This window comes from Bacteroidales bacterium (assembly GCA_012519055.1).
Taxonomy (GTDB): Bacteria; Bacteroidota; Bacteroidia; order Bacteroidales; family Salinivirgaceae; genus JAAYQU01.
In genome coordinates this window covers 1-25490 of sequence record JAAYQU010000019.1, presented here as the reverse complement: position 1 = coordinate 25490, position 25490 = coordinate 1, and the positions used below count along the sequence as shown (strand labels likewise).

General features: G+C 37.1%; 25 protein-coding genes. 7 read left to right on the top strand and 18 right to left on the bottom strand.

Annotation, left to right across the window (positions count from 1 at the left end):
* From GX311_04030 to panB, 6 genes are all read right to left on the bottom strand, one after another.
* A partial coding sequence (locus GX311_04030) for a type I restriction endonuclease subunit R (GenBank protein ID NLK15548.1) occupies window positions 1-1663 on the bottom strand: 1663 nt, incomplete at its 3' end.
* 17 nt (window positions 1664-1680) lie between these two features.
* Window positions 1681-2847 carry a restriction endonuclease subunit S gene (locus GX311_04025; GenBank protein NLK15547.1) on the bottom strand — a complete coding sequence of 389 codons (1167 nt, stop codon included), beginning with the start codon at window positions 2845-2847 and terminating at the stop codon, window positions 1681-1683.
* 46 nt (window positions 2848-2893) lie between these two features.
* Window positions 2894-5554, bottom strand: coding sequence for an N-6 DNA methylase (locus GX311_04020; protein NLK15546.1), 2661 nt, complete (start codon window positions 5552-5554; stop codon window positions 2894-2896).
* A 461-nt stretch (window positions 5555-6015) separates the two neighbouring features.
* Entirely contained in the window at window positions 6016-6270 is a 255-nt protein-coding gene (locus tag GX311_04015; GenBank protein ID NLK15545.1) for a hypothetical protein, read from the bottom strand.
* Window positions 6254-6940, bottom strand: a complete 687-nt coding sequence (locus tag GX311_04010; protein NLK15544.1) for an RluA family pseudouridine synthase — start codon at window positions 6938-6940, stop codon at window positions 6254-6256. The genes GX311_04015 and GX311_04010 overlap by 17 nt, the downstream gene beginning before the upstream one ends.
* Window positions 6941-6960: 20 nt before the next feature.
* A complete protein-coding gene (gene panB, locus GX311_04005) occupies window positions 6961-7776 on the bottom strand; it encodes a 3-methyl-2-oxobutanoate hydroxymethyltransferase (protein NLK15543.1) in 816 nt (271 codons plus the stop codon).
* Window positions 7777-7999: 223 nt separating this feature from the next.
* On the opposite strand from panB, the gene GX311_04000 reads away from it, so the two are divergent.
* Window positions 8000-8785 (top strand): tetratricopeptide repeat protein, encoded by a 786-nt coding sequence (locus GX311_04000; GenBank protein NLK15542.1) that lies wholly within the window; start codon window positions 8000-8002, stop codon window positions 8783-8785.
* A gap of 162 nt (window positions 8786-8947) precedes the next feature.
* Here GX311_04000 and GX311_03995 read toward each other — a convergent pair whose 3' ends face one another.
* Both GX311_03995 and GX311_03990 read right to left on the bottom strand, forming a co-directional pair.
* The gene (locus GX311_03995) at window positions 8948-9940 is read right to left on the bottom strand and encodes a D-alanine--D-alanine ligase (GenBank protein NLK15541.1); all 993 of its coding nucleotides are present in this window, start codon (window positions 9938-9940) and stop codon (window positions 8948-8950) included.
* A 25-nt stretch (window positions 9941-9965) separates the two neighbouring features.
* Complete coding sequence (locus GX311_03990) at window positions 9966-10955, bottom strand: SPOR domain-containing protein (protein ID NLK15540.1); 990 nt, start codon at window positions 10953-10955, stop codon at window positions 9966-9968.
* 269 nt (window positions 10956-11224) lie between these two features.
* On the opposite strand from GX311_03990, the gene GX311_03985 reads away from it, so the two are divergent.
* From GX311_03985 to GX311_03965, 5 genes are all read left to right on the top strand, one after another.
* The gene (locus tag GX311_03985; GenBank protein NLK15539.1) at window positions 11225-12742 is read left to right on the top strand and encodes a 2,3-bisphosphoglycerate-independent phosphoglycerate mutase; all 1518 of its coding nucleotides are present in this window, start codon (window positions 11225-11227) and stop codon (window positions 12740-12742) included.
* Between the two features lie 20 nt (window positions 12743-12762).
* Window positions 12763-13341, top strand: coding sequence for a DUF3109 family protein (locus GX311_03980; protein NLK15538.1), 579 nt, complete (start codon window positions 12763-12765; stop codon window positions 13339-13341).
* Between the two features lie 29 nt (window positions 13342-13370).
* Complete coding sequence (locus GX311_03975; GenBank protein NLK15537.1) at window positions 13371-13997, top strand: hypothetical protein; 627 nt, start codon at window positions 13371-13373, stop codon at window positions 13995-13997.
* Window positions 13998-14068: 71 nt separating this feature from the next.
* Window positions 14069-15448 (top strand): dipeptidase, encoded by a 1380-nt coding sequence (locus GX311_03970; GenBank protein ID NLK15536.1) that lies wholly within the window; start codon window positions 14069-14071, stop codon window positions 15446-15448.
* A gap of 224 nt (window positions 15449-15672) precedes the next feature.
* Window positions 15673-16236 carry a DUF4294 domain-containing protein gene (locus GX311_03965; protein ID NLK15535.1) on the top strand — a complete coding sequence of 188 codons (564 nt, stop codon included), beginning with the start codon at window positions 15673-15675 and terminating at the stop codon, window positions 16234-16236.
* Between the two features lie 20 nt (window positions 16237-16256).
* On the opposite strand, the gene GX311_03960 is transcribed toward GX311_03965, so the two are convergent.
* The 5 genes from GX311_03960 to GX311_03940 form a co-directional block, all read right to left on the bottom strand.
* Window positions 16257-16832, bottom strand: coding sequence for a phosphoribosylglycinamide formyltransferase (locus tag GX311_03960; protein ID NLK15534.1), 576 nt, complete (start codon window positions 16830-16832; stop codon window positions 16257-16259).
* Between the two features lie 38 nt (window positions 16833-16870).
* Window positions 16871-17869, bottom strand: a complete 999-nt coding sequence (locus GX311_03955; protein ID NLK15533.1) for a DUF4837 family protein — start codon at window positions 17867-17869, stop codon at window positions 16871-16873.
* Window positions 17870-17916: 47 nt separating this feature from the next.
* A complete protein-coding gene (locus tag GX311_03950) occupies window positions 17917-19389 on the bottom strand; it encodes an oligosaccharide flippase family protein (protein NLK15532.1) in 1473 nt (490 codons plus the stop codon).
* 167 nt (window positions 19390-19556) lie between these two features.
* Window positions 19557-19709 (bottom strand): hypothetical protein, encoded by a 153-nt coding sequence (locus GX311_03945; protein ID NLK15531.1) that lies wholly within the window; start codon window positions 19707-19709, stop codon window positions 19557-19559.
* Window positions 19710-19744: 35 nt separating this feature from the next.
* A complete protein-coding gene (locus GX311_03940; GenBank protein NLK15530.1) occupies window positions 19745-20206 on the bottom strand; it encodes a hypothetical protein in 462 nt (153 codons plus the stop codon).
* 267 nt (window positions 20207-20473) lie between these two features.
* Between GX311_03940 and GX311_03935 the strand changes: the two genes are divergently transcribed.
* Window positions 20474-21397 (top strand): hypothetical protein, encoded by a 924-nt coding sequence (locus GX311_03935; protein ID NLK15529.1) that lies wholly within the window; start codon window positions 20474-20476, stop codon window positions 21395-21397.
* A gap of 66 nt (window positions 21398-21463) precedes the next feature.
* On the opposite strand, the gene GX311_03930 is transcribed toward GX311_03935, so the two are convergent.
* From GX311_03930 to GX311_03910, 5 genes are all read right to left on the bottom strand, one after another.
* A complete protein-coding gene (locus tag GX311_03930; protein ID NLK15528.1) occupies window positions 21464-22162 on the bottom strand; it encodes a Crp/Fnr family transcriptional regulator in 699 nt (232 codons plus the stop codon).
* Between the two features lie 14 nt (window positions 22163-22176).
* Window positions 22177-23583, bottom strand: coding sequence for a 23S rRNA (uracil(1939)-C(5))-methyltransferase RlmD (gene rlmD / locus GX311_03925; protein NLK15527.1), 1407 nt, complete (start codon window positions 23581-23583; stop codon window positions 22177-22179).
* Window positions 23584-23687: 104 nt separating this feature from the next.
* Window positions 23688-24656, bottom strand: a complete 969-nt coding sequence (gene floA / locus GX311_03920) for a flotillin-like protein FloA (GenBank protein NLK15526.1) — start codon at window positions 24654-24656, stop codon at window positions 23688-23690.
* A gap of 5 nt (window positions 24657-24661) precedes the next feature.
* The gene (locus GX311_03915; GenBank protein NLK15525.1) at window positions 24662-25132 is read right to left on the bottom strand and encodes a hypothetical protein; all 471 of its coding nucleotides are present in this window, start codon (window positions 25130-25132) and stop codon (window positions 24662-24664) included.
* Entirely contained in the window at window positions 25133-25411 is a 279-nt protein-coding gene (locus GX311_03910) for an ATP-dependent Clp protease adaptor ClpS (GenBank protein ID NLK15524.1), read from the bottom strand.
* Window positions 25412-25490: the final 79 nt, after the last annotated feature.

Sequence of the window (25490 nt, the reverse complement as noted above, 5' to 3'; positions counted from 1 at the left end):
CGAGATAGGCAATAAAAGAGCCGTAACGCCTTTGAATTTCTTCTCTTTCCTCTTGAGTTCTTTGTTTGAACATATCCTCAAACTCAGCATCAAACAGCTCTTTGTCGTCTATCTTGTCTTTTGAAACTTTGCCGATATATTTTATCTCAACCGTTGTACGATCCTCAATTGCTTTATCAAATTTGTAAGTATCAATCCATGGTTCGCCATCTTCATTTAGTCTGCCACCAAAGCGTTCGTGTGTTTTAATTTCGTGTCGTTCGGTAATCAAGGGAGTTCCTGTAAAACCAATTCGGGTAGCATTAGGGAATGCGCTAAATAGATTATCGCCCATATCGCCGCCTTGTGTGCGATGCGCTTCGTCAATCAACAACAAAATTTTGTCACTATTATTAATGGTTTCAAACTTTTCAAATTTCGGTACAATACCGGCATCAATTAACGATTGTGCAGAAACATTATTATCTGCCAAAAACTTGTGCATCATTACAAGATTCAAATCGGTAGTATCATCGCTTAACAATTTCAAATCGGCTCTGCTGTTTATAATTGAGAGCGATTCGTTGGAATATTTTAAGGTGTCTGACAATTGATCTTCCAAATCGATACGATCGACAATTGAAATAATTTTCAAATCTTTCAAATCATCTGTACTACGTAGTTTGCGGATAAGAAATACCATTGTTAAACTCTTACCACTACCTTGTGTATGCCAAACCACCCCTCCTTTTTCATATGGAGTTGTGCCTTCACGCAAGTTTTGGATAATTTTACCGACAGCCCGATATTGATTATACCGTGAAACAATTTTCACTTCAACACCTTTCTTAATCTCTATAAACAGCGTGAAATTTTTCAGAATATCAACAAGAATTTCCTTATTAAGCATTCCGTGAATCAGCACTTCCTGTCGTTCTTCATTGGGCGGAAACTGAACAACTTTGTACTCCTCCGGGAAAATATCAACCCAATTGTTGTAAAAATCAAATTCGGCACTTATTGTGCCTACACGTGCCTCCTTGCCATGTGTGATAATGCTGAACAGATTATAATGAAACAGCCTCTCTTCTCCCTCCGGTATTCCATAGTCGTCTTCGCGAGTATTGGCGTAACGGGTTATCTGCAAATAGGCTTCGCTCAATGGTTCGGCTACATCAAAATCTTTAGCCTCCACCACTACGAGCGGCAAACCATTCAAAAACAGAACAATATCGGGAATAATTCCCTGACGACTCGCTCCGGGTGTGAGCAAGCGGAACTGATTTATGGCAATAAAACTGTTTTTATCCCAATTCTTGAAATCAACTAAGCGAACAGTAGGACTCACCTCTCCTGTAAGTTCGTTTTTGCTTACAGTTGTTCCTTTCAATAAAAGGCGATGAATGGCTTTGTTAGCTTCGTGCAGAGTTACTCCCTGGAAGTTCTGGATTTCAAATAGAATATCCTCCAGTTGCTTATCGGTAAGCCATTCTCTGCCGTCATCTGTTTTATTGATAGCCTTAATGCTATCTTTAAAAACCTGCGGCAGCAATACCTGCTTAAAGTTATCCCTTAAACTTTTCGCGGGATCCTGCGGAACGCCAATGCCTTGGTCAATCACCTGCCAATATAACTGGCGAAGTTTATCGAGAAACGGTTTTTCAACGTTGATATATTCTGCCATGATTAATTATTTTAAATTTATACTTTCACTCTCTTCTTACCACTCAGCAAATCTTCCATTAAGCCCTTTTTTAATTGCTGCATCTTTTCAAGATAGGATTGTTCGGATTGAAGATTAGTGTCTATTGCTGTCAATTTTTCTACAATCATTCTTTGTTCATCAGATTTTTTATTTATAGGTATAAACACTTCATCAAAAGAGCTTTTAGTAATTACATCAAATACACTCCCATAGGATTTAAAGCCTATGAATCGAATAAAAAATGTTTGATAGTAATAAAGAAAATCATTGCTTAAGTATTCATTGACTGTATTTAAACCATAACAAGATTGATTAAATGCCATTGGTGCTTTCATTTGAGCAATTACTCCAACAGTTCCTCTAGCTGAAATAATCAACATTCCTGGCAAAAGCATGTTAGTTGCGGAATTTTTTAATCCTTCCTCTGTTATTTTCTTTGCTGCTTTGGATGCATATCTGTTTCCTGTATTAAAATCATCAACAGACAACCACGGAATTTCTCCACCCCAATATTCTTTTATCTGAGTTGAAGGAGTTCCTCCACTGATAATTTCAATGACTGAACTTAGCATCTCACATTCCCACTCCTTCGGAATCCATCCTAATTTACTCTCCTTATACAGTTCCGGTGCATCTTTATAGCGTGGACGAAGTTTGCCGGTTTGAATATCAATGCCGCGTGTAAACAGATCATGTAGCATGCCCTGTTTTATAAGTTTATATTTGGCTATGGCAGCTTGCGTTTTCTCAATTACGGCATCGCAGGTGGATAAGATATCAGCGATTTTATCTTCTTCGCCTTTAGTTTCAGGAAAATCTATTTCTATTTTTTCAAGTTCAGACCTATTCAGTTTACTTCTTGTCCCAGAATTTAAATATTTTGTAATGTTTTTGTGAACAAGAGAATAGAAAATATAATTTTGATTGAAATCCTGTTTTGCTCTTAGAATATGTGCGTGATTATTTACCCAACTCTTACCACTAATTTTATACGCAATTGGTTTTGTATGATATTCTTCAAAATTCCCACCATCTTCTGCTAGGAGAATTAAATCTTCGTCAAATATATATTTATCAATATAGCCTTGAACACCGTTTGCTCCATAGTAAGGAATATTACCTTGCATGGTTTGACGTATTTCATCATTAATAGGAATTCTCAAATTATTGAGGATATCGCAACATTCTATTATTGTATATTTACGCTTACTACACATAACCTAACTCCAACAAATAAGCATTAAATAAATTAGTATCAATTTCTCTATCTTTAATAATGCTTTTTAATGTTATGGTATATTTACCCCAAATATTTTCCACAGCCTGTAACAGCTCACGTTGATGTGCTTGTAAATGACTATTTACCGTATCTTGTAAAGTTTTCAGCCAGCGTTTTAAGATTAACTCTTTGGCTTCTTCGTCTGTTATATTCAGGCGTGCTTGGTCAACTAATACCAGTTTGTGGTCTTTTATCTCTTTAATTTTGCGTCTGCACAGTTTTAGTTCTTCTTCCAGTTCGTTGTGCTTAGCTATACGGCTTTCGTCTGTAGCAATTGTGGCATCCAGTCGTTCTACTTCGGCTTGTTGCTTTTCAGCCTCTTTTTGCAGTTTAGCTATTTCGCTCGCCAATTCGGGTTGCTTTTTCAGTGCTCTCTCGTTGGCTTTAATGCGTTTTTGTAAGTCTTTATACTCTTTGTCTGCCTCACGGCGTTCTCCTCTCAGTTCTTTAATGGCATCTTTATGCTCTTTTAACTCCTTTGTCCGCCACACTTCGTAATCATCTTCATTCCAGGCATCCTCTTCCAGTTCGTTTACCTCGTCAAACATAGCCTGAATCTCATCTCGGCGGTTTTCATTCTCTTTTAGCTCTATCAAGACTTCAGGAAACTGACTTTGCAGAATTTCATCATCGGGAATCAGTTCGGCATTCCATCCGCTGGCAATCACGCTTTTAATGTCGTTTGAAATAGTACTCCAGAAAGCAGCGAAGGAACCACGACTTTTAAAACTGTCGAGAATAGGCAGCGAGATAAGCTTCTTTGTCAGTGTTTCTGAAAAGTCATTATAGAGATCGAAAATATTGGTTTCTCCTTTCGGTAATTGCTCAATTACAGAAGTTTGCGATTTCCACCAATCATTAATGGCATTTTCGTATTGAGCATGTGCTTCCTTTATCTCTTCGCTTTCATCAAAGAGTGTTTTTATCACTTCTGTTCTGGCAATGTTTTCTTTAAATTTTAAATACTCCTCTTTTAACGGCTCAAATAACCTTTCTTGCAACGGACTGTAACAATCGAACCAGACTTTCAGTGCTTTTACCTCGTTTTCGGGAATACCTCCATGAAGATGTGCATAAACATCTTGTGGTTCGGGCGGTGGAGCATTATCCACAAAACGACGAATATTGAAGTTGAAATCTTCATTTTCAAGATTGTTTGTCTCATCAATTGCTCTGCTCGTGGCAACCAGTTTGCTGTATTTCGGTGTTTCGATTTTATGCTTATATGTATAGGTAATTTTTTCGATATCTTCGGGACGCAATTTGTTTTGATTTTTACCTTCCTTGTATTCCCTGTCGGCATTTATAAAAAGAACGTGGTCGCGTTTATATGCGTCGGCTTTGTTAATCACCAATATACATGCGCCAATTCCGGTGCCGTAAAACAGAGCTGGTGGCATACCGATAATAGCTTCCAGATAGCCTCGATTTACTAGCCACTCTCTGAATTTCTTTTCTTCTCCGCCACGGTACAAAACTCCGTGTGGCATTACCACTGCCATACGTCCTGCATTATTCAGCGAGGCAACCATATGTTGAACAAACATAAAGTCGGCTTTATCTTTCGTGGGCATCCAAAAGTTAAAGCGTTCTTTGTATTTCATGTTTGTGGTGGTGTAATCCTGCGAGAAAGGCGGATTGGCAATTACAATATCAAATGTTTTAAGTTCCCCGTTTTCGGTATGTAAAGGATTGAGCAAAGTGTCGCCATTCAGAATTTTACTGTCGAAAATATTGTGAAACAGCATATTCATTTTACACAATCCCCAAACAGTACCGCTTTTTTCCTGTCCGTACAGTGAAATATTTCGAGCTGTTCCGTAGCGGTTTTCTACATAGTTTTTACATTCAATCAGCATACCTCCGCTACCTACGGTCGGGTCGTAAATTTCGGCATCGGGACCGGGTTCAAGTATATTTACCAGTAATCGTACAATATCGTTTGGCGTGTAAAACTCACCCGCTTTTTTACCGGCACTATCGGCAAAATGTTTTATCAGATATTCATAAGCTGCACCCATCAGGTCGGGAAATTCCAGGTTGTCATCCCGCAAATTCATTTTATTGAAATGCTGAATAAGCCTGCGTAAATCCTCATCGCTGATTTGCTTGTTGTTTTTACCGAATGTCTTGTTGAAGTTGATATTGTCCTGATTAAATACGCCATCCAATTTGTCAAGGTTCGCATCTTGCAATGCTGCCAATGCCTTATTCAGGTGGTCGCCAATCTCTTCGGTAAGGTCTTTAATATAGTTATATGGTTGCTGTTTGTCATCTTTATCGATGAAAGAATCAGGGTCGCCGTCAAGTTGCCTCCAGCGAGCAGCAAGCGGAACAAAGAAGTCGTATTGCGGTGCATTTTCCCTCTCTATTTCTTCATAAAGTGTTTCGGGATCGCTTATTCCACGTTCTTCAGTAAGTACCTTTTTACGCTCGTCGCGATGTACTTCGAACTGGTCATTTACACGCTTTAGAAACAACATCGAAATGATATATTCCTTATATTCGGAAGCATCCATATTACCACGCAATATGTCGCATGCTTCAAAAAGAAATGTTTCTAATCGCGAAAGTGATATTTTATTTGCCATGTATATAAATCAACTAATTTTTAAGTTCAAAAGTAACAATTTAGCACGAGTGCGTAAGCAATTTGGGTGGGGTTTCTTTCTTCTTTTTTGTGGGTGGGAAGAAAAAAACAAAATAAATTTCCATCAAATTTGCACTGTCCTGTCAAAAAGCTAAATCCTTTTTTATTTTAATTTTATCGTTATCCTATCTGTTTGGTTGTCTGTCTTTACACTTGTTGCTGATGGATAATTTACGAAACAAATATAAAAACAATCGCATATGGTTTTCTGTTTGATTTTCTTTGTTTTTTCAAATCTTTACAAATCAGCACGATATAACAAATATCTTTAGTTAAAAATATTTGCATTTGCGAATGTTTTACTGTTATTGCAAAAAAACTTCTATATTGTTACAAATTTATTGATTTTTTTACAATTTTGTTTGAAAATTAAGGGGATTAATACATCTTTAGATGCTTGAATTATATACAATCCTTTAATTTCTGAAAAATCCTCACCATTGCCAAAGTGTCTAATTTGCAATATTCAAGAAGTTGCTTGCGTTTTTCTTCTATCTCGTCTGGCGTGTAATTGTCAGTTGTTAACAAAAGAAAAGTATTCATAGTGTCAGTTCCGTTTTGAATGCTTTCAAGATTTTCGTGGGTTATAATAATTTCATCTCTTCTGGATTGAAAATTGTTAATTGCACATTGATAATTGCTAATTGCTTTCTGCAAGATTTTTAAATTCCCTCCAAAGCACATCATCAGTTGGGAGCGGAGCCTTAATTACAACGGTAGATTTTTTCACAGGGTGCTCAAATTCAAGCTTATACGCATGCAAGCTTATGCCACCGTTTGGATTTGAGCGTGGCGAGCCATATTTTAGGTCTCCCTTGATTGGCGAGCCAATTTTAGCTAACTGACATCGTATTTGGTGGTGTCTTCCGGTTTCAAGGTCAATTTTCAGCAGTGAGTAGTTTTGCGAACGTCCAATGAGTTCGTATGATAGCACCGCTTTTTTTGCGCCTTTGCCCGATTTGTTGTAGGCAAATGATTTATTTTTCTCGGTGTCTTTGACAAGGTAGTGCTCCAGAGTGCCTTTAATCTCTTTGGGAGCCTCAGCAACAATTGCAAGATAGGTCTTCTTAACCTGACGTGATTGAAAAACCTCGTTCATCCGCGCCAGAGCTTTCGATGTCTTTGCAAAAAGCACTACACCGCTAACGGGTCTGTCAACTCTGTGAACTAAACCGATATAAACATTGCCGGGTTTTTCGTATTTAACTTTAATATACTCCGATACAACGTCAATAAGTGGTGTGTCGCCAGTTATATCGCCTTGTACAGGAACGCCTACAGGCTTATTGACGGCTATAAGATGGTTGTCTTCGAATAAAACCTGCAGGCTCTGCTTCTCTCTTGTCATTAATATTGTTCGCTATCGTTTGGGAAATCTTGACTTTTAACGTCTTTGATATATGCTTTTACCGAGCCTGTCATCTCTGCGTAAAGGTTGTGGTATCTTCTAAGAAAGCGTGGAGAAAAATCCTGATTAATCCCCAACATATCGTGGATTACAAGTACCTGTCCGTCAACATGTTTTCCTGCGCCAATTCCAATTATTGGAATCTTTGCGTTTTCAGCAACTTGTTTAGCTAACAACGCCGGAATTTTTTCCAATACAATTCCAAAGCAACCTGCTTTTTCTAATAAAAGTGCGTCATCGAGTAGTTTGTTTGCCTCCTCTTCTTCACGTGCTCTAACTACGTATGTGCCAAATTTATGGATAGATTGTGGTGTAAGCCCCAAATGTCCCATTACAGGAATACCTGCTGATAAAATTCGGTTAACAGATTCTAAAATCTCGCTTCCTCCCTCTATTTTAATTGCTTGAGCACCAGTCTCTTTCATTATGCGTACAGCAGAGTTTAACGCCTCTTTGCTGTTTCCCTGATATGTCCCAAAAGGTAAATCTACCACTACCAAAGCTCTCTCGACACCACGTACAACCGATTGTGCGTGATAAATCATCTGATCCAACGTGATAGGTAAAGTGCTTTGGTGTCCTGCCATTACGTTACTTGCCGAGTCGCCAACAAGAACAACATCAATTCCTGCAAGATCAATGATTTTAGCCATTGAGTAATCGTATGCAGTTAGCATAGATATCTTCTCACCACGCATCTTCATAGCTGTAAGAACATGTGTGGTAACAACTTTAACATTTGATTGTGTTGACATAGTGTTTTTATTTTGGCACAAAGATATTGGTAAAAGAGTTATTATACCAATTTTAACTCTTAAATCAACAGTTCTGTTTTTACTTTAATTTAAAGTAATTTATCTTGATAATTAGGCAAATATATGTAAATTAGTAGTCTGTTTCCGTGAACATTAACGATATAATATTGTTTTCTATATAAAGGGGTTTTTTACAACTATTAAACCAAAAAATTATAAACGTATGAAACGAATAACATTTTTGTTTGTCCTTGCATTTATTGCAGCTCAGGTAGTTGCTCAGGACGATGCGGTTGTAGCCCAGGGTAATAATTTAGTATCACTTATTACAGATATCAATTTGAGTGGTGCAAATGCAAACTATTTTAATGAGCGAGGCCTAATGTTCGAACAGCAGAAAGATTACGAAAAGGCACTCTTTTTTTACGGGAAGGCTGCAAACATTGCTCCCGGAAACACAACTTTTTTATTCAATAAAGGGATAACGCTGCAGAATTTGGATCGTCATGCAGAGGCGGTTGAAGTTTTTCAGGAACTTGTTGATATTGACAATACTGATTTTGAGGCATTTGTAGCTTTAGGTACAAGCCTTGGCAGAATTGGCGAGTATGATATGGCTGTTGAAGCATACGACAAAGCCGAAAGGCTTAGACCTTCGTATAAACGTATTTACTACCAACGTGCTATGTTCAAAAATTTAGCTGGTAACTATCCATCGGCTGAGAAAGATTTTAATTTGGCTATAAAGCGCGAGCCTGAATATGCAAACGCTTATTACAACCGTGGTGTAAACTACAAAGACATGGAGAAGTGGAAAAGAGCTATCCGTGATCTTGATAAAGCCATTGAACTTGAGCCGAATCACAGTGAAGCCTATATGGTACGAGGTGTATGTTATATGAATATGGATAATAAAACCGAGGGTGCGGCTGATTTAAAAAGGGCAGCTGAGATGGGTGACGAAGAAGCAAAGCTCTTGTATGACAAGTACGTCAAACAGGGCAATTAACAATTTAGTTAAAAGGTACAAGGTAAAAGTTGAAAGTAGGGGGGCAGCAATTAGTAATGTGATGCGCTGAGTGTAGTATTTCGACAGGCTTAGTGTACCGCTTCGACAAGCTCAACGACCGAGTGTGCCGCCTTGTTTCTTGTACCTTGCTCCTTGTACCTTTTACCTTCTATTAAGCGCATCTTCAATAAGCATATCGTTAAGTTCGTTTAAGCTCATTCCATAATAGCTTGCTTGTTGTGGGATTATGCTCTGTTCGCTCATGCCGGGTACCGTGTTTATCTCCATAAAGTAAAGAGTGTTGTCGCTATATAAGTAATCAATGCGAACCACGCCGTTGCAGCCTAAAATATCGTAAATTTTTGAGCTAAGCGACTGAATTTCTGCGGTTAATTCTTTGCTGATTCTTGCAGGAGTGATCTCCTCAGCCAACCCCTTGTATTTTGCTTCGTAGTCGAAAAACTCTTTGTTCATCTCTTTTTTCGGAACGATTTCGGTGGGAGAAAAGAGATACTCTTTTCCACACACTTTCATTACACCGCAAGTTAGCTCGGTAGCAGGAATATACGTTTCAATAATAACTTCGTGATCTTCGTTAAATGCGTTTTCTATTGCTATTAAAAGCTCTTCCGATTTTTTAACTTTTGTTGCTCCAAAGCTACTTCCGCCATTATTTGGCTTGACAAACATAGGCAATCCAAGTCCTTCTATTATCGTTTTGGTGCTAATAATATCGTTTTTTCGTAGCAAAATTGAGGGTGCTGTTTTTATGTTGTGCTGCGAGAGAAAATATTTTGTTGCAGCTTTGTTAAATGTCAATGCTGACGTAAACGCGTTGCAAGTTGTGTATGGGATATTCAGTAAATCGAGATAGCTTTGTAAAATTCCGTTCTCTCCGGGCGTGCCATGAATAATTATATAAGCGACATCGGGAACAACTTTTTTTGAGTTTACGGTAAAACTAAAGTCGGTTTTATTTATTTTGTTGGATTCAGTTTCAGATTTGTAAAACCATCCGTTTTTATCAATTAAAATGGGGTAAACTTCGTATTTCTTTGGGTCTAATGTGGATTTAATACATTTTGCGCTATTTTCTGATATCTCTTTTTCACGCGAAAAGCCACCATAAATAAGGGCTACTTTGGTTTTTGTCATAAGTAAATGCGGTGTGTAAATTTATTTATTCCTCTTTTGTCTTCTTGAGCATCCAAACGGCTCTGTCTTTGGTTGCTCGTAGAAAGTCAAGTTGTTTTAGGGCTTCATATTTCTCATCATAAGAGTAAATAGAGATCCTTACTTTATCGCCATCGGTTATGTATGAGGGACTATATCCTTCATCTTCAAGGGTTTTTCCATATCTCTTTGCACTTTCGATATTTGAAAAACTTCCGGCTATAATATGATATTCATCCTGACTATGAGCTTCATTGTAGTGAAGAGCGTGACTTTTTCTTGTGCTCGATTCATCAATCAAAGGCTTTCTTCTTTTTATTTCAGTCTCAATTTCAACTCCGGTTTTGGTATCAATTGTGGCTTCAGCTTCTAACGCTGAGTCTATATTTAAGCTTGTAACGTCGCTTAACGAAGCTTTTACTGTTGACTCCTGATTCATTTTGTGATTAACGAAAAGAGTTAGCCCCAAAAGTATAATAACGCTTGCAGCTGCTGTCGTTATCACAAGTGTTCTTTTCTTTACTGTTGGCTCTTTCATATATTCATTTTCAAAGGATTGTAACTGTCTTCTGTTTTTTATCGAAGAAAAACGGAAACTTTTAAGTCCGTACGATTGAGGCAAAAGATTGGCTTTTATTGCAACCTTGAATTTTATGGAATAATCTTTATCTAAATAGAGTAATCCTAACCCCTCAAGATCTGCTCTGCCATTGGTGTAAATATCTTTGCGTAAAAGAGTTATTAATTTTTGCGCTCTGTTTTCTGCCTCTTCTAATGTAACGTTATCTTGCTTTGCAATCTCTTGTATTAAAAGACCATCATTGTGTGTTAGCGACTGATTGAAGGCTATTGTGAGTGATGGGGGAGTAAAAAAATCGGTGTGTAAATCAATTTCTGCCGATGTGTAGTTTGATACAAAGCCACCAAAATCAGGCAAAATTACACATGTCTCCTTGTGTAATATGCTTGTTAAATATTTTGCTAAAAGGCTGTGCATCTTTTTATTATCAATTCAAAACAGTACGACTACAAATATAATATATCTTTTTGGTATTTATTCGTATTTATTATTAACATGTCAATATGTTTTGATATTTATACGTTTTTACGTGTTAAATCGTTAATATAGTCTGTTTATAGCCGACTAAAACAAAGCGTGACAGACATTGAAAACATGCAGCTAAAATCAAAGCTAAAAACAGGGATTTTTTATACCTTTGCCACCTAAAGTTGTAATATTATTTTTAGCATATCTAAGTAAACTATATGAGACAAAAAGTACTTTTAGCAATACTTGACGGCTGGGGAATCGGAGACGGTTCAAAATCGGACGTTATTGCAAGTACTCCAACCCCAAATTTGGATTATCTTGTTAGTAAATATCCTCATTCACAACTGCTTACATCAGGCGAATATGTTGGCTTGCCCGATGGACAAATGGGAAACTCTGAAGTCGGACACCTCAACATAGGAGCGGGAAGAGTTGTTTATCAGGATTTGGTTAAAATCAACAAAGCCATTGCCGATAATTCAATAACAGAGAACGATGTTTTGAAACAAGCATACAGTTATGCAAAATCTAACAACAAGGCAATTCATTTTTTGGGATTGGTTAGCGATGGAGGAGTTCATTCACTTGATAAACACCTATATAAGCTATGCGATATGGCTAAAGATTACGGCATCGAAAAGGCTTATATACACGCATTTACCGATGGACGCGATACCGATCCGAGAAGTGGTTTGGTATTTATCCGCCAGTTAGAGAAGCATTTGAAAACATCAGCTGGCAAAATCGCTTCGGTTATGGGACGATATTACGCAATGGACCGCGACAAACGCTGGGAACGCATTAAAGAGGCTTATGACGGAATGGTGTATGGTAAGGGATTGTTTTTCAAGTCAGCAATTGAAGCAATAGAAGCGTCTTACGCTCAGAATATTACTGATGAGTTTATTAAACCAAGCATTATAACAAATCCGGACGGCACTCCAATAGCGACTATTGCTGAGGGAGATGTTGTTTTTTGTTTCAATTTTAGAACTGACCGTTTGCGCGAAATGACAGTGGTCTTAACGCAAAAGGATATGCCAGAGTTTGGAATGAAAACCATGCCATTGTATTATCTTACAATGACGCGTTACGACGATACGTTAAAAAATATTCACGTTGTTTACGATAAAGAGAACTTAAACGATACCCTTGGCGAGGTGGTCTCTAAAGCAGGGTTGAAACAACTTAGAATTGCCGAGACTGAAAAGTATGCACATGTTACATTTTTCTTTAGCGGAGGCAGGGAAGAGGTGTTTGAGGGTGAAAGGCGCGTTCTTATCAACTCTCCCAAGGTTGCAACATACGATTTAAAGCCCGAAATGAGTGCTTTCGAGGTGCGCGATGCTGTAATCGAAGAGATTAACAAAGGGGACTTAGATTTTATTTGCCTTAACTTTGCAAATGGCGATATGGTGGGTCATACAGGGGTTTATCAAGCTATAGAAAGAGCTGTCAGGACTGTTGATACATGTATTGGTGATGTTGTAAAGGCAGCTTGCAACAAAGGCTATGAAGTTTTGATTATAGCCGACCACGGAAATGCCGACAATGCAATAAACATCGATGGTTCTCCCAACACAGCACACTCATTAAACCCCGTTCCATGTATCTTGGTGTCAGACAGATACAAATCGATAAAAAACGGAATTTTAGCAGATTTGGCACCAACAATTTGCAAAATAATGAATTTACCCATTCCGAAAGTAATGACAGGAGAAGTTTTAGTTTAAATATGACCGAGGAGATAATTATGTTAGAGATTCAAAAGACTCTTGTTAGTTTAGATTTAATTGAGAAAAAATTTGTTTGTGATTTAAATGTCTGTAAAGGAGCTTGTTGTGTGATAGGAGATTCTGGGGCTCCTATAACTAACGAAGAGCAAAATATATTAGAAGAGTTGTATCCAATAGTTCGTGAGTACATGACGCCCGAAGGGATTGAAGCTGTTGATTCTCAAGGGTGGTATATATTTGATGAAGACGGAGACTGTGTTACACCTCTGATTAATAATAATGAATGTGCTTACACATTTAAAAACCCGGAAGGGATAACAATGTGCGCATTTGAAAAAGCGTTTCATGAAAACAAAATTGACTTTTTGAAACCGGTTAGTTGCCATTTATATCCTGTGCGAATAACAAAATATGAGGAGTATGATGCCGTTAATTATGAGAGAAATGGTATTTGCAAGTCAGCATGTGAAAAAGGTGAAAAACTTGGAACACCGTTATTTATGTTTTTAGAGCAACCATTAACAAGAGCGTACGGCAAAGAGTGGTTCAAAGAGTTGAAGATTGCTGCAGAAACATATAGCAAACAGAAGGAGTAAAATTAAAATTACGTAAAAACTTTCTTATTATGACACGAATAATCAAAATAGTCTGTTTTATAACGGCTCTTTTTGCTTCATTGCAAAGTGTGGCACAACAAGAAGAGTTTAACCCACGTAAAGATTTTTACTATGATGAAGATTATTTCCGACCATACTCGCCATATTTAACCTTAAATGCTGGTTACGCGCTGAATTTCAATACAATGAAGCCTGAGCAGAACTTTTCAGCAGATCTTCATTTTCGAGCAAAATATGAATACCTCCATTTTAATGCAGGATACTTAGTTTCAACCGATTACTTTTTTCTTGAAGGGAAGAAACTCAAATTATATCGCTCTTTTCAGCGCTCTCATCATTTTCATGCAGGAGTGGGGACAAGATATGCTATTTTGAGACATAATTTAGGAGGATATGCTGGTTTATCGTTGGTTACAGGACGACAATTAGTGGGAGACACGGCTTACTATAGACGCTTGGGACCGGGATTGTATCTGCAAGGTCACTATCATTTGAAGCCGATATACGATATTGGTGTTGGAATAGGGCTTTACTTGGCTATTAGTGAACATTTTTCTATATTTGGGTTGCAGCTCAGTATAATGTTTTCTGGCGATTACAAGCCACCAGCCAAATCAAAAATAGGTGTTTATTAGCATTATCAATAAAAATTTACATATTTAATGCTGTAAAATAGCTTTATAAAACTAAATTAAAATATAAATAAATGAAAGGATTAAACGAATACATCGAGAAAAACAAACAACGTTTTTTAGACGAATTGTTTGAGTTAATACGGATTCCGTCAATAAGCTCAATTGCTGAACATTCACCAGATATGTATAAAGCAGCCGAGTGGTGGAAAAATCAGTTGTTAGCAGCAGGTGCCGACAAAGCAGAAGTGTATAAAACTGAAGGTCACCCAATTACGTATGGTGAAAAAATAATAGACCCAAAACTTCCAACAGTTTTAGTTTACGGTCATATGGACGTAATGCCTGTTGATCCCCTAGAGTTGTGGAAGTCTCCTCCATTTGAGCCTGAAGTTCGCGACGGAAAAATATATGCTCGCGGAGCCGATGACGATAAAGGTCAAAGCTTTATGCACGCAAAAGCATTCGAATTTATGGTTAAAACCAATCAACTGCCTTGTAACGTTAAGTTCATGATTGAGGGAGAGGAGGAGATAGGTTCGCCTGCACTAACAAAATGGTGTATAGAATACAAAGATATGCTTAAAAGCGATATTATTTTGGTAAGCGACACCAGTATGATTTCTCAGGAAATCCCTTCAATTACTGTGGGTTTGCGAGGTTTAGCTTATTGGCAAATTAAAGTTACAGGTCCAAACCGTGATCTTCACTCTGGAATATTTGGCGGAGCTGTAGCAAATCCAATAAATATCCTTGCAAAACTGATTGCTGACGTGCATGATGAAAACAACAGAATAACCGTACCCGGATTTTATGATGATGTACTTGAAGCATCAGAATATGAGAGAGAACTTCTAAACAAGGCTCCGTTCAATCTCGACGAGTATAAAAAAGCGTTGGACATCAAAGAAATTCACGGAGAAAAGGGCTATACAACTATTGAAAGAACCGGTATTAGACCCACATTTGATATTTGCGGAATATGGGGAGGATATACCGGAGAGGGTAGTAAAACAGTATTGCCATCTGTAGCATACGCTAAGCTTTCGTCTCGTCTTGTTCCAAATCAAGATCCTGATAAGATTTCAAAGCTTCTGAAAGATTATTTTGAAAAGAATGCGCCTAAATATGTTAAAGTTGAGGTGGAATGTATGCACGGAGGATTCCCATATGTTTGCCCGATTTCAATCAATGCATATAAAGCAGCGGAAAAAGCGTGTGAGAAAACTTTTGGCAAGCGTCCTGTTCCTGTTCGTAGCGGTGGAAGTATACCTATTATAGCCCATTTTGAAAAGGCTTTAGGTACAAAATCACTGCTTTTAGGTTTCGGACTTGAGTCTGATAATATACACTCGCCAAACGAAAACTATCCGTTGTTTAATTTCTACAAAGGAATTGAAACAATACCATACTTTTTTAAATATTTCGCAGAGATGTCGAAACAAATAGTTTAAATGTCAAATGTCAGTGAAATAGCATGATAAGTTGTAAATTTTGTTATTTCACTGACATTTTTTTAATTCCCCCTAACTTGTCCATATATAAGTTTACGTTAGTGAAATAAATTCAGTATCATACAGAAATGATAACGGACAAGAAAAATAAAAAATGTAAGCTCTTTTGTGCGCTAATCTTTATAATAAGTATCTCTTCAGCACAAGCGCAACAACCGCCTCAGGTGAAGCAATATCCAAAAGGTAGGTTGCTCCCAGCTATAGTCATAGATGGAGATACCATGCCAGTAATTACATTACCAACTGTTGTGGTTTATCCTACAAGAACATTAGGGAATGACCGCGCTTCTCGAGAGTATATCGCTCTTGCCCAGAAAGTTAGAAAGGTATACCCCTATGCCCGATTAGCTGTAGAGGTTCTTGCAGAGATTAATGATACTATTGCAAAAATGGATTTAGAAAGAGCGAGAAAAAGGTACATTAAGGAGTACGAGAAGGCTTTGCTGGCTGAGTATAAAACCGAATTAGTAAAAATGAAAGTTAGTGAAGGTAGAATACTTGTTAAACTTATTGATAGGGAAACCGGGAAAACATCTTATAATATAATAAAGGAAATGCGTGGTTCGGTATCTGCATTTTTTTGGCAAGGGATTGCACGGATTTTTGGAGAAACCCTGAAGGTCAATTACGACCCTAAAGGGAAAGATCGTATGATTGAAGAGATTGTTGTGAAACTCGAACAAGGTAAGTTAGAGCCAATACCGTTGCCGAAAAAGCACAAAAAGTAGAGACGGAGCATGCTCCGTCTCTACAACGTTCCTATATATTTTTCTATTTCCATGGGGTAGTGGCGATGTTCTAATCTGTGGATTTTTGCAGCCAAAGTTTCGGGAGTATCATCTGGTGATACAGGACATGTGGTTTGAAATAAGATTTTTCCTTTGTCGTAATCTCTGTCTATTGCGTGTATAGTGATACCTGACTCTTTCTCTCCTGCTGCAATCACGGCTTCATGTATGCGATTTCCATACATTCCTTTACCTCCATATTTTGGTAACAGTGCAGGATGAATATTTATGATTTTATCTTTGAATCGATTAACAATCCATTCAGGTATTAGTTTCAAATATCCGGCTAAAACAATAAAATTAATGTCTTCGTCAACAAAAATAGAGAGTATTTTGCCAGCGGGGGTCATTTCCGAAGGATCTACAACATAAGCTCTTACATTTAATCTCTCCGCACGTTTCAAGACTTTAGCCTTAGGGTTATTCGTAATAATACACGACACGTTTATTCTCGGATTAAAATGGAAGTAGTTAACTAAAATTTCAGCATTACTACCCGATCCGCTTGCAAATATTGCTATGTTTGTTTGGTTCATTGTTTTAATGTTATTTATTTAAAAATCAAATAATTATATTATTGCGTTGTCTCTTTCTTAGGGAAAGTAACGCTCTCGGTAATTACTTCAAACCAGCGCATAAATTTTCGTTTATTTTCACTTGGATAATAAACAAAACCCTCGACTGTTACAACCCTGTTCCTTTCCTCATCGACCCGTGATGTACTTAAAAATGGTCCACCCATAAAATCATCGGTAACATTCCAAAGACCCCTGATTTCTGCAACATACATATTGTCAATCATGCTCTCTTTAAGCAACGGAGTAAATGGATCGCGTGATGTTGTCATATAAGACATTTTTTCAGGATAAAGAGGACCTTTAATATGTTTTTTACATATCGAATCGCGCTTGCTCAACAGATTGTCTATCGTAAAAGCTTTTTTATCAATATAAGGATAGTAATATATCATTATTCCTAATGTTAATTCGTTCGTTTCTAAAGCCAGATAAACAAAATCTGTTGTGTCTTTTCTTATTGAATATCCTTGTGGGATAATCATATCAACGTGATGTTTGTTTTTTAGGTATTTCTGTAAATTAACTTCATCACCCTTTTTTATTTGCCTTTTTGCAAATTCTCTTTCACTCTTTGATAATGCATTGACAATTTGCGTGCCGTGCTTTTCAAAAAGCTCAACAAAATCATGTACAGTTGGAGCTGTTAGAGTCACAACTGTTTGATTTTTATTTTGTTGCAACAATGCTTTCGATTCTTGATATTTAGAACCAATATCAACCTTTACAATATTCCTGTATGCTTTAAATGTTTCCGAAAACGAATACCAAGAGATAACGTAAAGCTTAAAAAGTGGCTCGTATTGTGGCAAGATCAGATATGGACCCCTCAAATATTGGTCGATAATTTTACCTGCTTCACCTTCTTGAAACTCTTCGTTAAGGACAACAACAACCTCGCCTTCACGTCCTCCGCCACTTGCCATTCCTATGTTGTCGGTACATGACTGATTAATGAGTATGATTAGCAAACTTGCAATTAAAATATTTAGTCTCATTTGTTTTACTATTAAATTGTTCTGGTTATTAAATATGTTTTTTAAAGTTAGCGATTACTTTGTATAATTAGTTTATCTTTTAGCCTAAAGATAATATTTTTTATCTCATTTCTATAAAGGAAACAAATAATTAATAGTGCCACAGCGACAAATATAATGGCAACAACAACATAGTTTGCATTTGTGTAGACTTTTATAAATTCGGCAATAATTGCGCAACTCACAATCAGCATAGGCACTGTTACTGTTTTGTGGTAGTTCCATTTGATTTTAACAATTCTATTCTGAAGATATATAAACAGAGCAAGTTGAAGAGTATTTGCGCAGTATGAAGCAATAATTGCTCCGTAATATCCAAGTATGGGAATTAAGAAATAGTTGATAGTTAAACTTACAGCTAAAACTAAAAGGTTGATATATAGAAAGATATCTGTTCGCTTATAGAATATTATGGGCATTGAAAACAGGGTGTTTAGAGCTGTAATTATATATTGGCTGAAAATTATGGCAATTAGAGTACCCGATGTAGTTAAAGAGGTTTCAAAGAAGAGATAAATATAAGCTATTACAGGAATTATTAAAAGAATAGCCGATAGTTGTGCTTGAAGCAGATATACGTTCGATAAGCGTCTAAGGTCAGCAATTGTATTTTCCACGCCTTTTTTCAAATATAGGAAAAAATCGGGTTGCATAGCACCATACAATCCCTGAAAGATTATGTAAATACCGGCAGCAAAGCGTTGGGCATTATCGTATATACCCAATTGTTCGGGTGAGCTTTCGAGAAAGAGCCTGTCGGCAAACAGAACGCCCCATTTTACAAGCTCAAAAACAAACAAAGGAAATGCGAATTTTGTCAAAGGCGCCACTAACTCTCGTGAAAACTTAACACCACACTTTTTAAACACTAAAAGAATTACAATAACTGAAATGAATCCTCCTCCGATAGCTGCACCGTTTACGTATCCAATAAAACTCATATCAAAGCAGAAAATTCCAAGCAGTTGTCCTGCAGTTCGGGTAATTGCCAATGCTATGTTTATGAGCACAAAACGTGTTACAAGTTTTTGATTGCGATAAAGCGTAGTGGTAACAACAATTATCGCCCGATTTATAGCAATTACTATTGCTCCGTATCCGTAGGTCGAAAATTCGTTAAGACTGTCTTGACTAAAAAAAGATGCCAAATAATCACCAAGAATAACTGCTAATCCTATAATTATTAGACCTCTAAATAGTATGCCGATAATGACCGAAGAAAACAGATCGTTTAACCCTTTTTTATTATCGAGATAGTCGTAGTAAAACCGCGAAATGGCTCCCGACATTGAAAAGAGAATAAATGTACCAACAAATGTGCTAATTGATTCGGCAATAGCCATTTGTGAAAAGTCGATGGCATTTAGCCTGCCCTCACCTTCAATTATAGGAAGAACAAACAGTTGTAGTAGCGCAGGAAACGCTGACGCAAAAGTATATAGAACAGATATTTTAAGATAATCCTTTAAATTAAATCTCATTCAGTATTTCTGTTTGCTAAAAAACTTCTCGCAAGTTACAAAACTTACGAGAAGTATATTTTAAAATAGTGAAAAAAATTATGATATTTGAACTTACTCAGAGATTAAACAACTTTTTCTAAAGTCCGTTAATTATTATTTAGTTGTTTCTTAAGACTATTATACTCTTACCTCCAGTCAATTAATCTATATTTCAATCCTATAGAAAAATTTAACCACCCAACAGTCCATGGGGCATAACCCCCAGTCATCCCCCATTTTGCAAATGCTGTAAGTTCAGGATTAATTGTTATTGATGTAGAAAATCTTTCTAAAAACACCTCATTTATCTCATACTCAATGAGAAATCCAAACCCTAGTCTGTTTTTTTGGTGTATTCGTACGGATATATAACTTTAGTGACATATCCATCTGTAATTCGTATACTATTATTTACACCTCGAAAACGATAATAATTAATACCAGCATTACAGCCTATATACAAATTGGATTTTTCGTTTTCAACCAATATGTATGAGTAAATTAGATTTATTGCAATTCTCCTGTTTTGAGGTTCCTGTTCTTCAATATATTTTGTAACCCCATCTACTAATGAGGTGCGAATATTGTCATATTCAGTGTTGTAAAAATAGTATTTAAACGACAATCCAATTCTGTTTTTATTAATGAAATGATTATACTTCAAATCATAACCCCAGTTGTTTTTTAACTGTTTGATTGTGCTGCTAGAGTACAATCCTGAAACATCTATTTGTTGCCCTTGAGAGACATTCAATAAAAACAGGGTAAAAATTGTGATAAAATATTTAGTTTTCATTTTTAGATGTTTTTACTGTTTGTTAGTAACATTGCTATTTACGAATTCTTTTGCTACAAATTATCCCAATTTACATACTAATGTTTTCTGTAAATAACTTTTCTAAAGATATACAAAATATCTCGTAATAATATTTTTCAGATAGTGATTAAACTATTTTGAATAACTTTTCTTTAGTGCTTATTTTCAGGACCGTACAAATATTTTTAAATTTTTGTCATTTACTTAGAGGATTAAGTATTACATTTGTGCTAAATTTTGAAGGATATGTTAAAGCAAATAATTACGCTATTACAATTATGCTTTGCGGTTACTCTTGCTGTATCGGCACAAGATAAAAAAGTTGCTGTTTTTGACCCTGCTGGAGACGTGTCAAGCTCTATTAAGGACATTGTTCGCGAAGAGGTTAGTGCCGCTTTGGTAAATATAGCCGGTTATACCGTTCTGGAACGCTCGCTGATAAGCAAAGTTTTGGAGGAAAACAAGTTTCAAACAAGCGGACTGGTTGACGATTCTCAAATCAGTGAGATGGGTATGCGTATGGGGGCAAATTATGTTTTTGTTATAAGCATTTCCTCGTTAGGAGTTAGCAATTACTACATTTCTTGTAAGATGATAGAGGTTACTACTGCGCGTATTGACAAGCAGAAGACCGCACGCACAATATTAGGCTCTAACGAAATTGTTGATGTTGTTCGACGATTGATGAAAGATATGTTTAGTTCAGAAACATCAGGTGTAACACAAAGCACTTCTATTCTGCCCAAAACACAACCTATGGTTTCCAAAAAAACAGAGTACAGTGAAGTCTCCACAGATGTGCTTACTACAAATGGGAAAAGAATATTCTTGAATAAAAAACTTGTCTGGAAAAATGAAGTTAGACGCTTGATGACAAACACAGAGGGATTACACTTTTATGAAAAAGGGCTAAGTCAAAGGAGATGGGGTAATATTTTAATATGGACCGGAGTATGTACTGCTTTGTATGCTTTCAGTCCGGAGGAGCCTATTATTCCAGTAGTAGGTGTAGGTACGGGAGTAATAGCTGGTGGTATTGTGCTAAAAGTCTATTCAAAGAAGAACATACGCAAATCTGTAAGCTTATACAATAGTCGTAATCAAAGTTCTCAGGTGATATATCAATTTGGCACCACACCTCATGGCATGGGTATGGTAATTAATTTTTAAGTTTGTTATGTAGAGACGGAGCATGCTCCGTCTCTACAAATTGTTCATTGCTAATTGCCAATTGCTTTACCCCATATCGCTAATTTTCTTCAGCTTATTAATATCGCGGATTTTTATTCGACGACCGCGGATATCTAAAATTCCTTCAGTGGCAAAATTTGAGAGAGTTCTTATTGCGTTGGAGGTGGTCATGTTAGAAAGCCCCGCAATATCTTGTCTTGATAAATATGCGTGAATTGTTTTGCCATCATCTTCGTAGCCGTAAGTCTCTTTTAAAAAGAGAAGCGAATCGGCTAAACGAGCTCGCACGTGCTTTTGAGTTAATGCAACTGTTCGACGATTTGCAAATCCTAACTCTTTAGCCATAAGCATCATCATTTTTTTAGTAAACATCGGGTTGTTTGCCATAATTTGGTTTAAAACGATTTTCGGAATTGACACAACAACACAATCTTCTAAAGCTCGTGCAGAGGCGGCGTAATCCTCTTCGGCAAATAGTGCCCGATATCCTATAAAACCTTGTGGTTGAGCCATTCTAAGTATCTGTTCGCGACCACCAACGCCCTCTTGATATATTTTTACTTTACCTTCGATTAAACAAAGTAAGCTTTCCGGTTTTTCGCCTTCAAGAAAAATAGAGGCTCCACGTGCGTAGTTAATAACTTCGTGACTTTTTTTAATGCTTTGAATTTCAGAGTATTTTAGCTGACGGAACGCTTCGTTGGTGTTTAGTAGTGCTATTATGGCTTGTGTTGCATTTATCATTTATAGATATAGTTTTATCTGTTAACTTTCTCTAATAGTGCGATATTCTCGACATGGTGTGTGTGGGGAAACATATCAACAGGCTGAACCTTTTTAATTTCATAATTTGACGACATCATGGCTATATCGCGTGCTTGTGTTGCGGGGTTACAGCTTACGTAAACAATTCGTTTTGGACTAGCTTGCAATATGGTTTGAATTACATCGGGATTCATACCCGCACGTGGAGGGTCGGTAACAATAACATCGGGTTGGCCGTGCTTCTCAAAAAATGCTTGACTAAGAACTTTGCTCATATCGCCTGCTATGAAAGTTGTATTTTTAATTCCATTTATTTCCGAATTTGTGCGTGCGTTATCGATGGCTTCGTCAATATATTCAACACCAACAACCCATTTTGCATTCTTGGCTAATAAGTTTGCTATTGTTCCAATACCTGTGTACAAATCATATACCATCTCCGAACCTGTTAGATGTGAAAAATCACACGCCAATTTATAAAGATTTTCAGCTTGTTGTGAGTTTGTTTGGAAGAATGCTTTTGGCGCAACCCGAAATTCCAAACCGAGCATTTTTTCTGTTAGATACGGTTTGCCATAATAATGTTCGGGAGTTAAATCTGCAACAGAATCGTTCAATTTCGTATTGATCATCGACCAAAGGCTTGTTACTTGGGGAAATTTGGTTTTTATATGCTCTAACAACCCTTTTTGCTGATCTATCTCATCGGGTGTGCCGAATACGACAATTACCATCCATTCGCCTGTATTACTGTTGCGGACAATCAGATTTTTCATAAATCCCTGGTGCGTTTTCAGGTTTTTGAATGGCAAGTTGTTCTCTACACAGTATTTTTTGACCTCGAGCCTAATTTCATTTGACAAAGCTGGCTGCAAATAGCAGTTATTAATATCTAAAACTTTATCGAACCGTCCGGGGATATGAAAACCTAAAGCTCCAATATGTTTATCTCCATGTTCAAAAGGCTCGTGAGGTAAGAACCAACGCTTATCGGCAAAGGTGTATTCAAGTTTATTGCGATAGTGTCTCTGTTCTTCAGACCTTATTATTGGGAGTGGGGTAGGGAACGGCACTTTAGCAATTCGTTCAAGATTATCGGTTACTTGTTTTGCTTTGTAGTAGAGTTGTTTATTGTAGTCTAAGTGTTGCCATTTGCAACCTCCGCACAGACCAAAATGTTCGCAAAAGGGCTCGGTTCTAAAAGGGCTTTGTTTATGAAATTTTATTGCAACGCCTTTGGCATACGATTTTTTCTTTCTCGAAACTCTAATATCAACAACGTCGCCGGGAGCAACGTAGGGTACGAAAACGACCATACCATCAACTTTGGCTATTGCAACTCCTTCGGATGCAATATCAACAATCTCAACGTTTTCATAAACTAGGCTCTTTTTTTTCATTATCTGTCAATTAAGAAGAGAGACGCCACGGTGTGACGTCTCTACAATATTCTGACTGTTAGTTTGTTAGTTGTACGTTTTTTTAACTTTACAAACTTTCAACTCTATAATCCTGATGGGTCTTTTGAGATACTATCTCTCATTCGGGTATCCGATTCAATATTTCTCATTCGGTAATAATCCATTATACCAAGATTTCCACTTCGGAATGCGTCAGCTATTGCTCTTGGGACTTCGGCTTCTGCCTCGATAACGCGGGCACGCATTTCTTGTGCCAGAGCAACATTTTCTTGTTCTAAAGCAACTGCCATTGCACGTCTCTCTTCAGCCTTGGCTTGAGCGATATTTTTGTCGGCTTCTGCTTGGTCCATCAATAGTGCTGCACCGATATTTTTTCCAACGTCTATATCAGCAATGTCAATTGATAGGATCTCAAATGCTGTACCTGCATCTAACCCTTTTTGCAGCACAACGCGAGAGATGCTGTCGGGCGTTTCAAGAACCGATTTGTGAGATATAGCCGAACCGATTGAACTAACGATACCCTCGCCAACTCTTGCTAAAACAGTTTCTTCTCCGGCTCCACCAACTAACTGCTTGATGTTTGCACGTACAGTTACACGAGCTTTACAAATAAGCTGAATACCGTCTTTTGCAACTGCTGCAACCGGAGGAGTGTTAATAACTTTCGGATTAACCGACATTTGAACAGCCTCGAAAACATCGCGACCGGCAAGGTCGATAGCTGTTGCCACTTTAAATGTTAAGTCAATATTAGCTTTATTGGCTGATACCAAAGCGTGTACTACTCTCTCGACATGTCCACCCGCTAAAAAGTGTGCCTCCAATTCATTTCGGTTAATTGGAATACCTGCTTTTGTCGCTTCAATCATTGCGCGTACAATTATTGCTGGCGGAACTTTACGCCAACGCATCAATATTAACTGCAATAGTGGTATTTTAACGCCTGAAACAAGAGCACTAAACCACAATCCTACGGGGATAAGGTAAAAAAGAAGCCATAACGCTACTATGGCTATTGCTCCAAAGATCAAAAAATAATGTAAATCCATTTTATTTATGATTTAAGTTTAACTATTACTTTGTTTGATTCAACACCAATAATTTCTACAACTGATTTTTCGTCTATAAATGAACTCTGAGCTTTTGCTTCAAATTCGTGTCCATTAACAACTATCTTACCCATAGGTGCTAATCTTGATATTGCAACTCCCTCTTCTCCAATTTCTGGTTCGTATTTGTCGAACGCTTCAACTTTCGATTCGATATTCTCTTTCAACATCAGTTTTTTCCATGTGTTGCTTTTGAAAATAAACATAAATATCAATACGGAAGCGGCTAAGGTTGAGCCAATTGCAATCAAGCCCATATTGACACCGAATTGATCGAACGTAACCCAAATTCCGGCTGCCAATAGTAAAAATCCAATTATTCCCACTATGGTTGTACCTGGTATAACCATAATTTCTAGCAGGAGAAGGATAAATCCTGTCAGGATCAATAATATAACTGCGATAACTGGTGTCATTTAGTCTATAGTAACGTTTAATCCTTTGTTTAACAATGAAATACGAACTGGGTTTAGTTCGGCGTATGTGCCATCCATAATATCGCATTTGCCTTTGGTATGAGCTATTAATGCACACTGTTCGGCTTGATGGCTTTCATGATTGCACTCTGCAATTAACGATGAAATTACGTGGTCGAACGTGTTTACATCGTCATTATGCAAAATCAAATTCCTTGACTCAGAATCCTTAGTTATGTCAGATTCATGTTGATTTGGGAAACTTTTTTGATTTGTCATATTCAATTTATTGATTAAGTGTGGCAAATATAAGTTATTTTACATTTATACCAATGGTTTAGTCCTAATGTTCAAGCTG

Coding starts and splice junctions, on each gene's coding strand:
- GX311_04020 (NLK15546.1), bottom strand. CDS start 5,554: ATGGCAAATAAAATATCACTTTCGCGATTAGAAACATTTCTTTTTGAA.
- panB (NLK15543.1), bottom strand. CDS start 7,776: ATGTCAACACAATCAAATGTTAAAGTTGTTACCACACATGTTCTTACA.
- GX311_04000 (NLK15542.1), top strand. CDS start 8,000: ATGAAACGAATAACATTTTTGTTTGTCCTTGCATTTATTGCAGCTCAG.
- GX311_03995 (NLK15541.1), bottom strand. CDS start 9,940: ATGACAAAAACCAAAGTAGCCCTTATTTATGGTGGCTTTTCGCGTGAA.
- GX311_03990 (NLK15540.1), bottom strand. CDS start 10,955: ATGCACAGCCTTTTAGCAAAATATTTAACAAGCATATTACACAAGGAG.
- GX311_03985 (NLK15539.1), top strand. CDS start 11,225: ATGAGACAAAAAGTACTTTTAGCAATACTTGACGGCTGGGGAATCGGA.
- GX311_03980 (NLK15538.1), top strand. CDS start 12,763: ATGTTAGAGATTCAAAAGACTCTTGTTAGTTTAGATTTAATTGAGAAA.
- GX311_03975 (NLK15537.1), top strand. CDS start 13,371: ATGACACGAATAATCAAAATAGTCTGTTTTATAACGGCTCTTTTTGCT.
- GX311_03970 (NLK15536.1), top strand. CDS start 14,069: ATGAAAGGATTAAACGAATACATCGAGAAAAACAAACAACGTTTTTTA.
- GX311_03960 (NLK15534.1), bottom strand. CDS start 16,832: ATGAACCAAACAAACATAGCAATATTTGCAAGCGGATCGGGTAGTAAT.
- GX311_03955 (NLK15533.1), bottom strand. CDS start 17,869: ATGAGACTAAATATTTTAATTGCAAGTTTGCTAATCATACTCATTAAT.
- GX311_03950 (NLK15532.1), bottom strand. CDS start 19,389: ATGAGATTTAATTTAAAGGATTATCTTAAAATATCTGTTCTATATACT.
- GX311_03940 (NLK15530.1), bottom strand. CDS start 20,206: ATGAAAACTAAATATTTTATCACAATTTTTACCCTGTTTTTATTGAAT.
- GX311_03935 (NLK15529.1), top strand. CDS start 20,474: ATGTTAAAGCAAATAATTACGCTATTACAATTATGCTTTGCGGTTACT.
- GX311_03930 (NLK15528.1), bottom strand. CDS start 22,162: ATGATAAATGCAACACAAGCCATAATAGCACTACTAAACACCAACGAA.
- rlmD (NLK15527.1), bottom strand. CDS start 23,583: ATGAAAAAAAAGAGCCTAGTTTATGAAAACGTTGAGATTGTTGATATT.
- floA (NLK15526.1), bottom strand. CDS start 24,656: ATGGATTTACATTATTTTTTGATCTTTGGAGCAATAGCCATAGTAGCG.
- GX311_03915 (NLK15525.1), bottom strand. CDS start 25,132: ATGACACCAGTTATCGCAGTTATATTATTGATCCTGACAGGATTTATC.
- GX311_03910 (NLK15524.1), bottom strand. CDS start 25,411: ATGACAAATCAAAAAAGTTTCCCAAATCAACATGAATCTGACATAACT.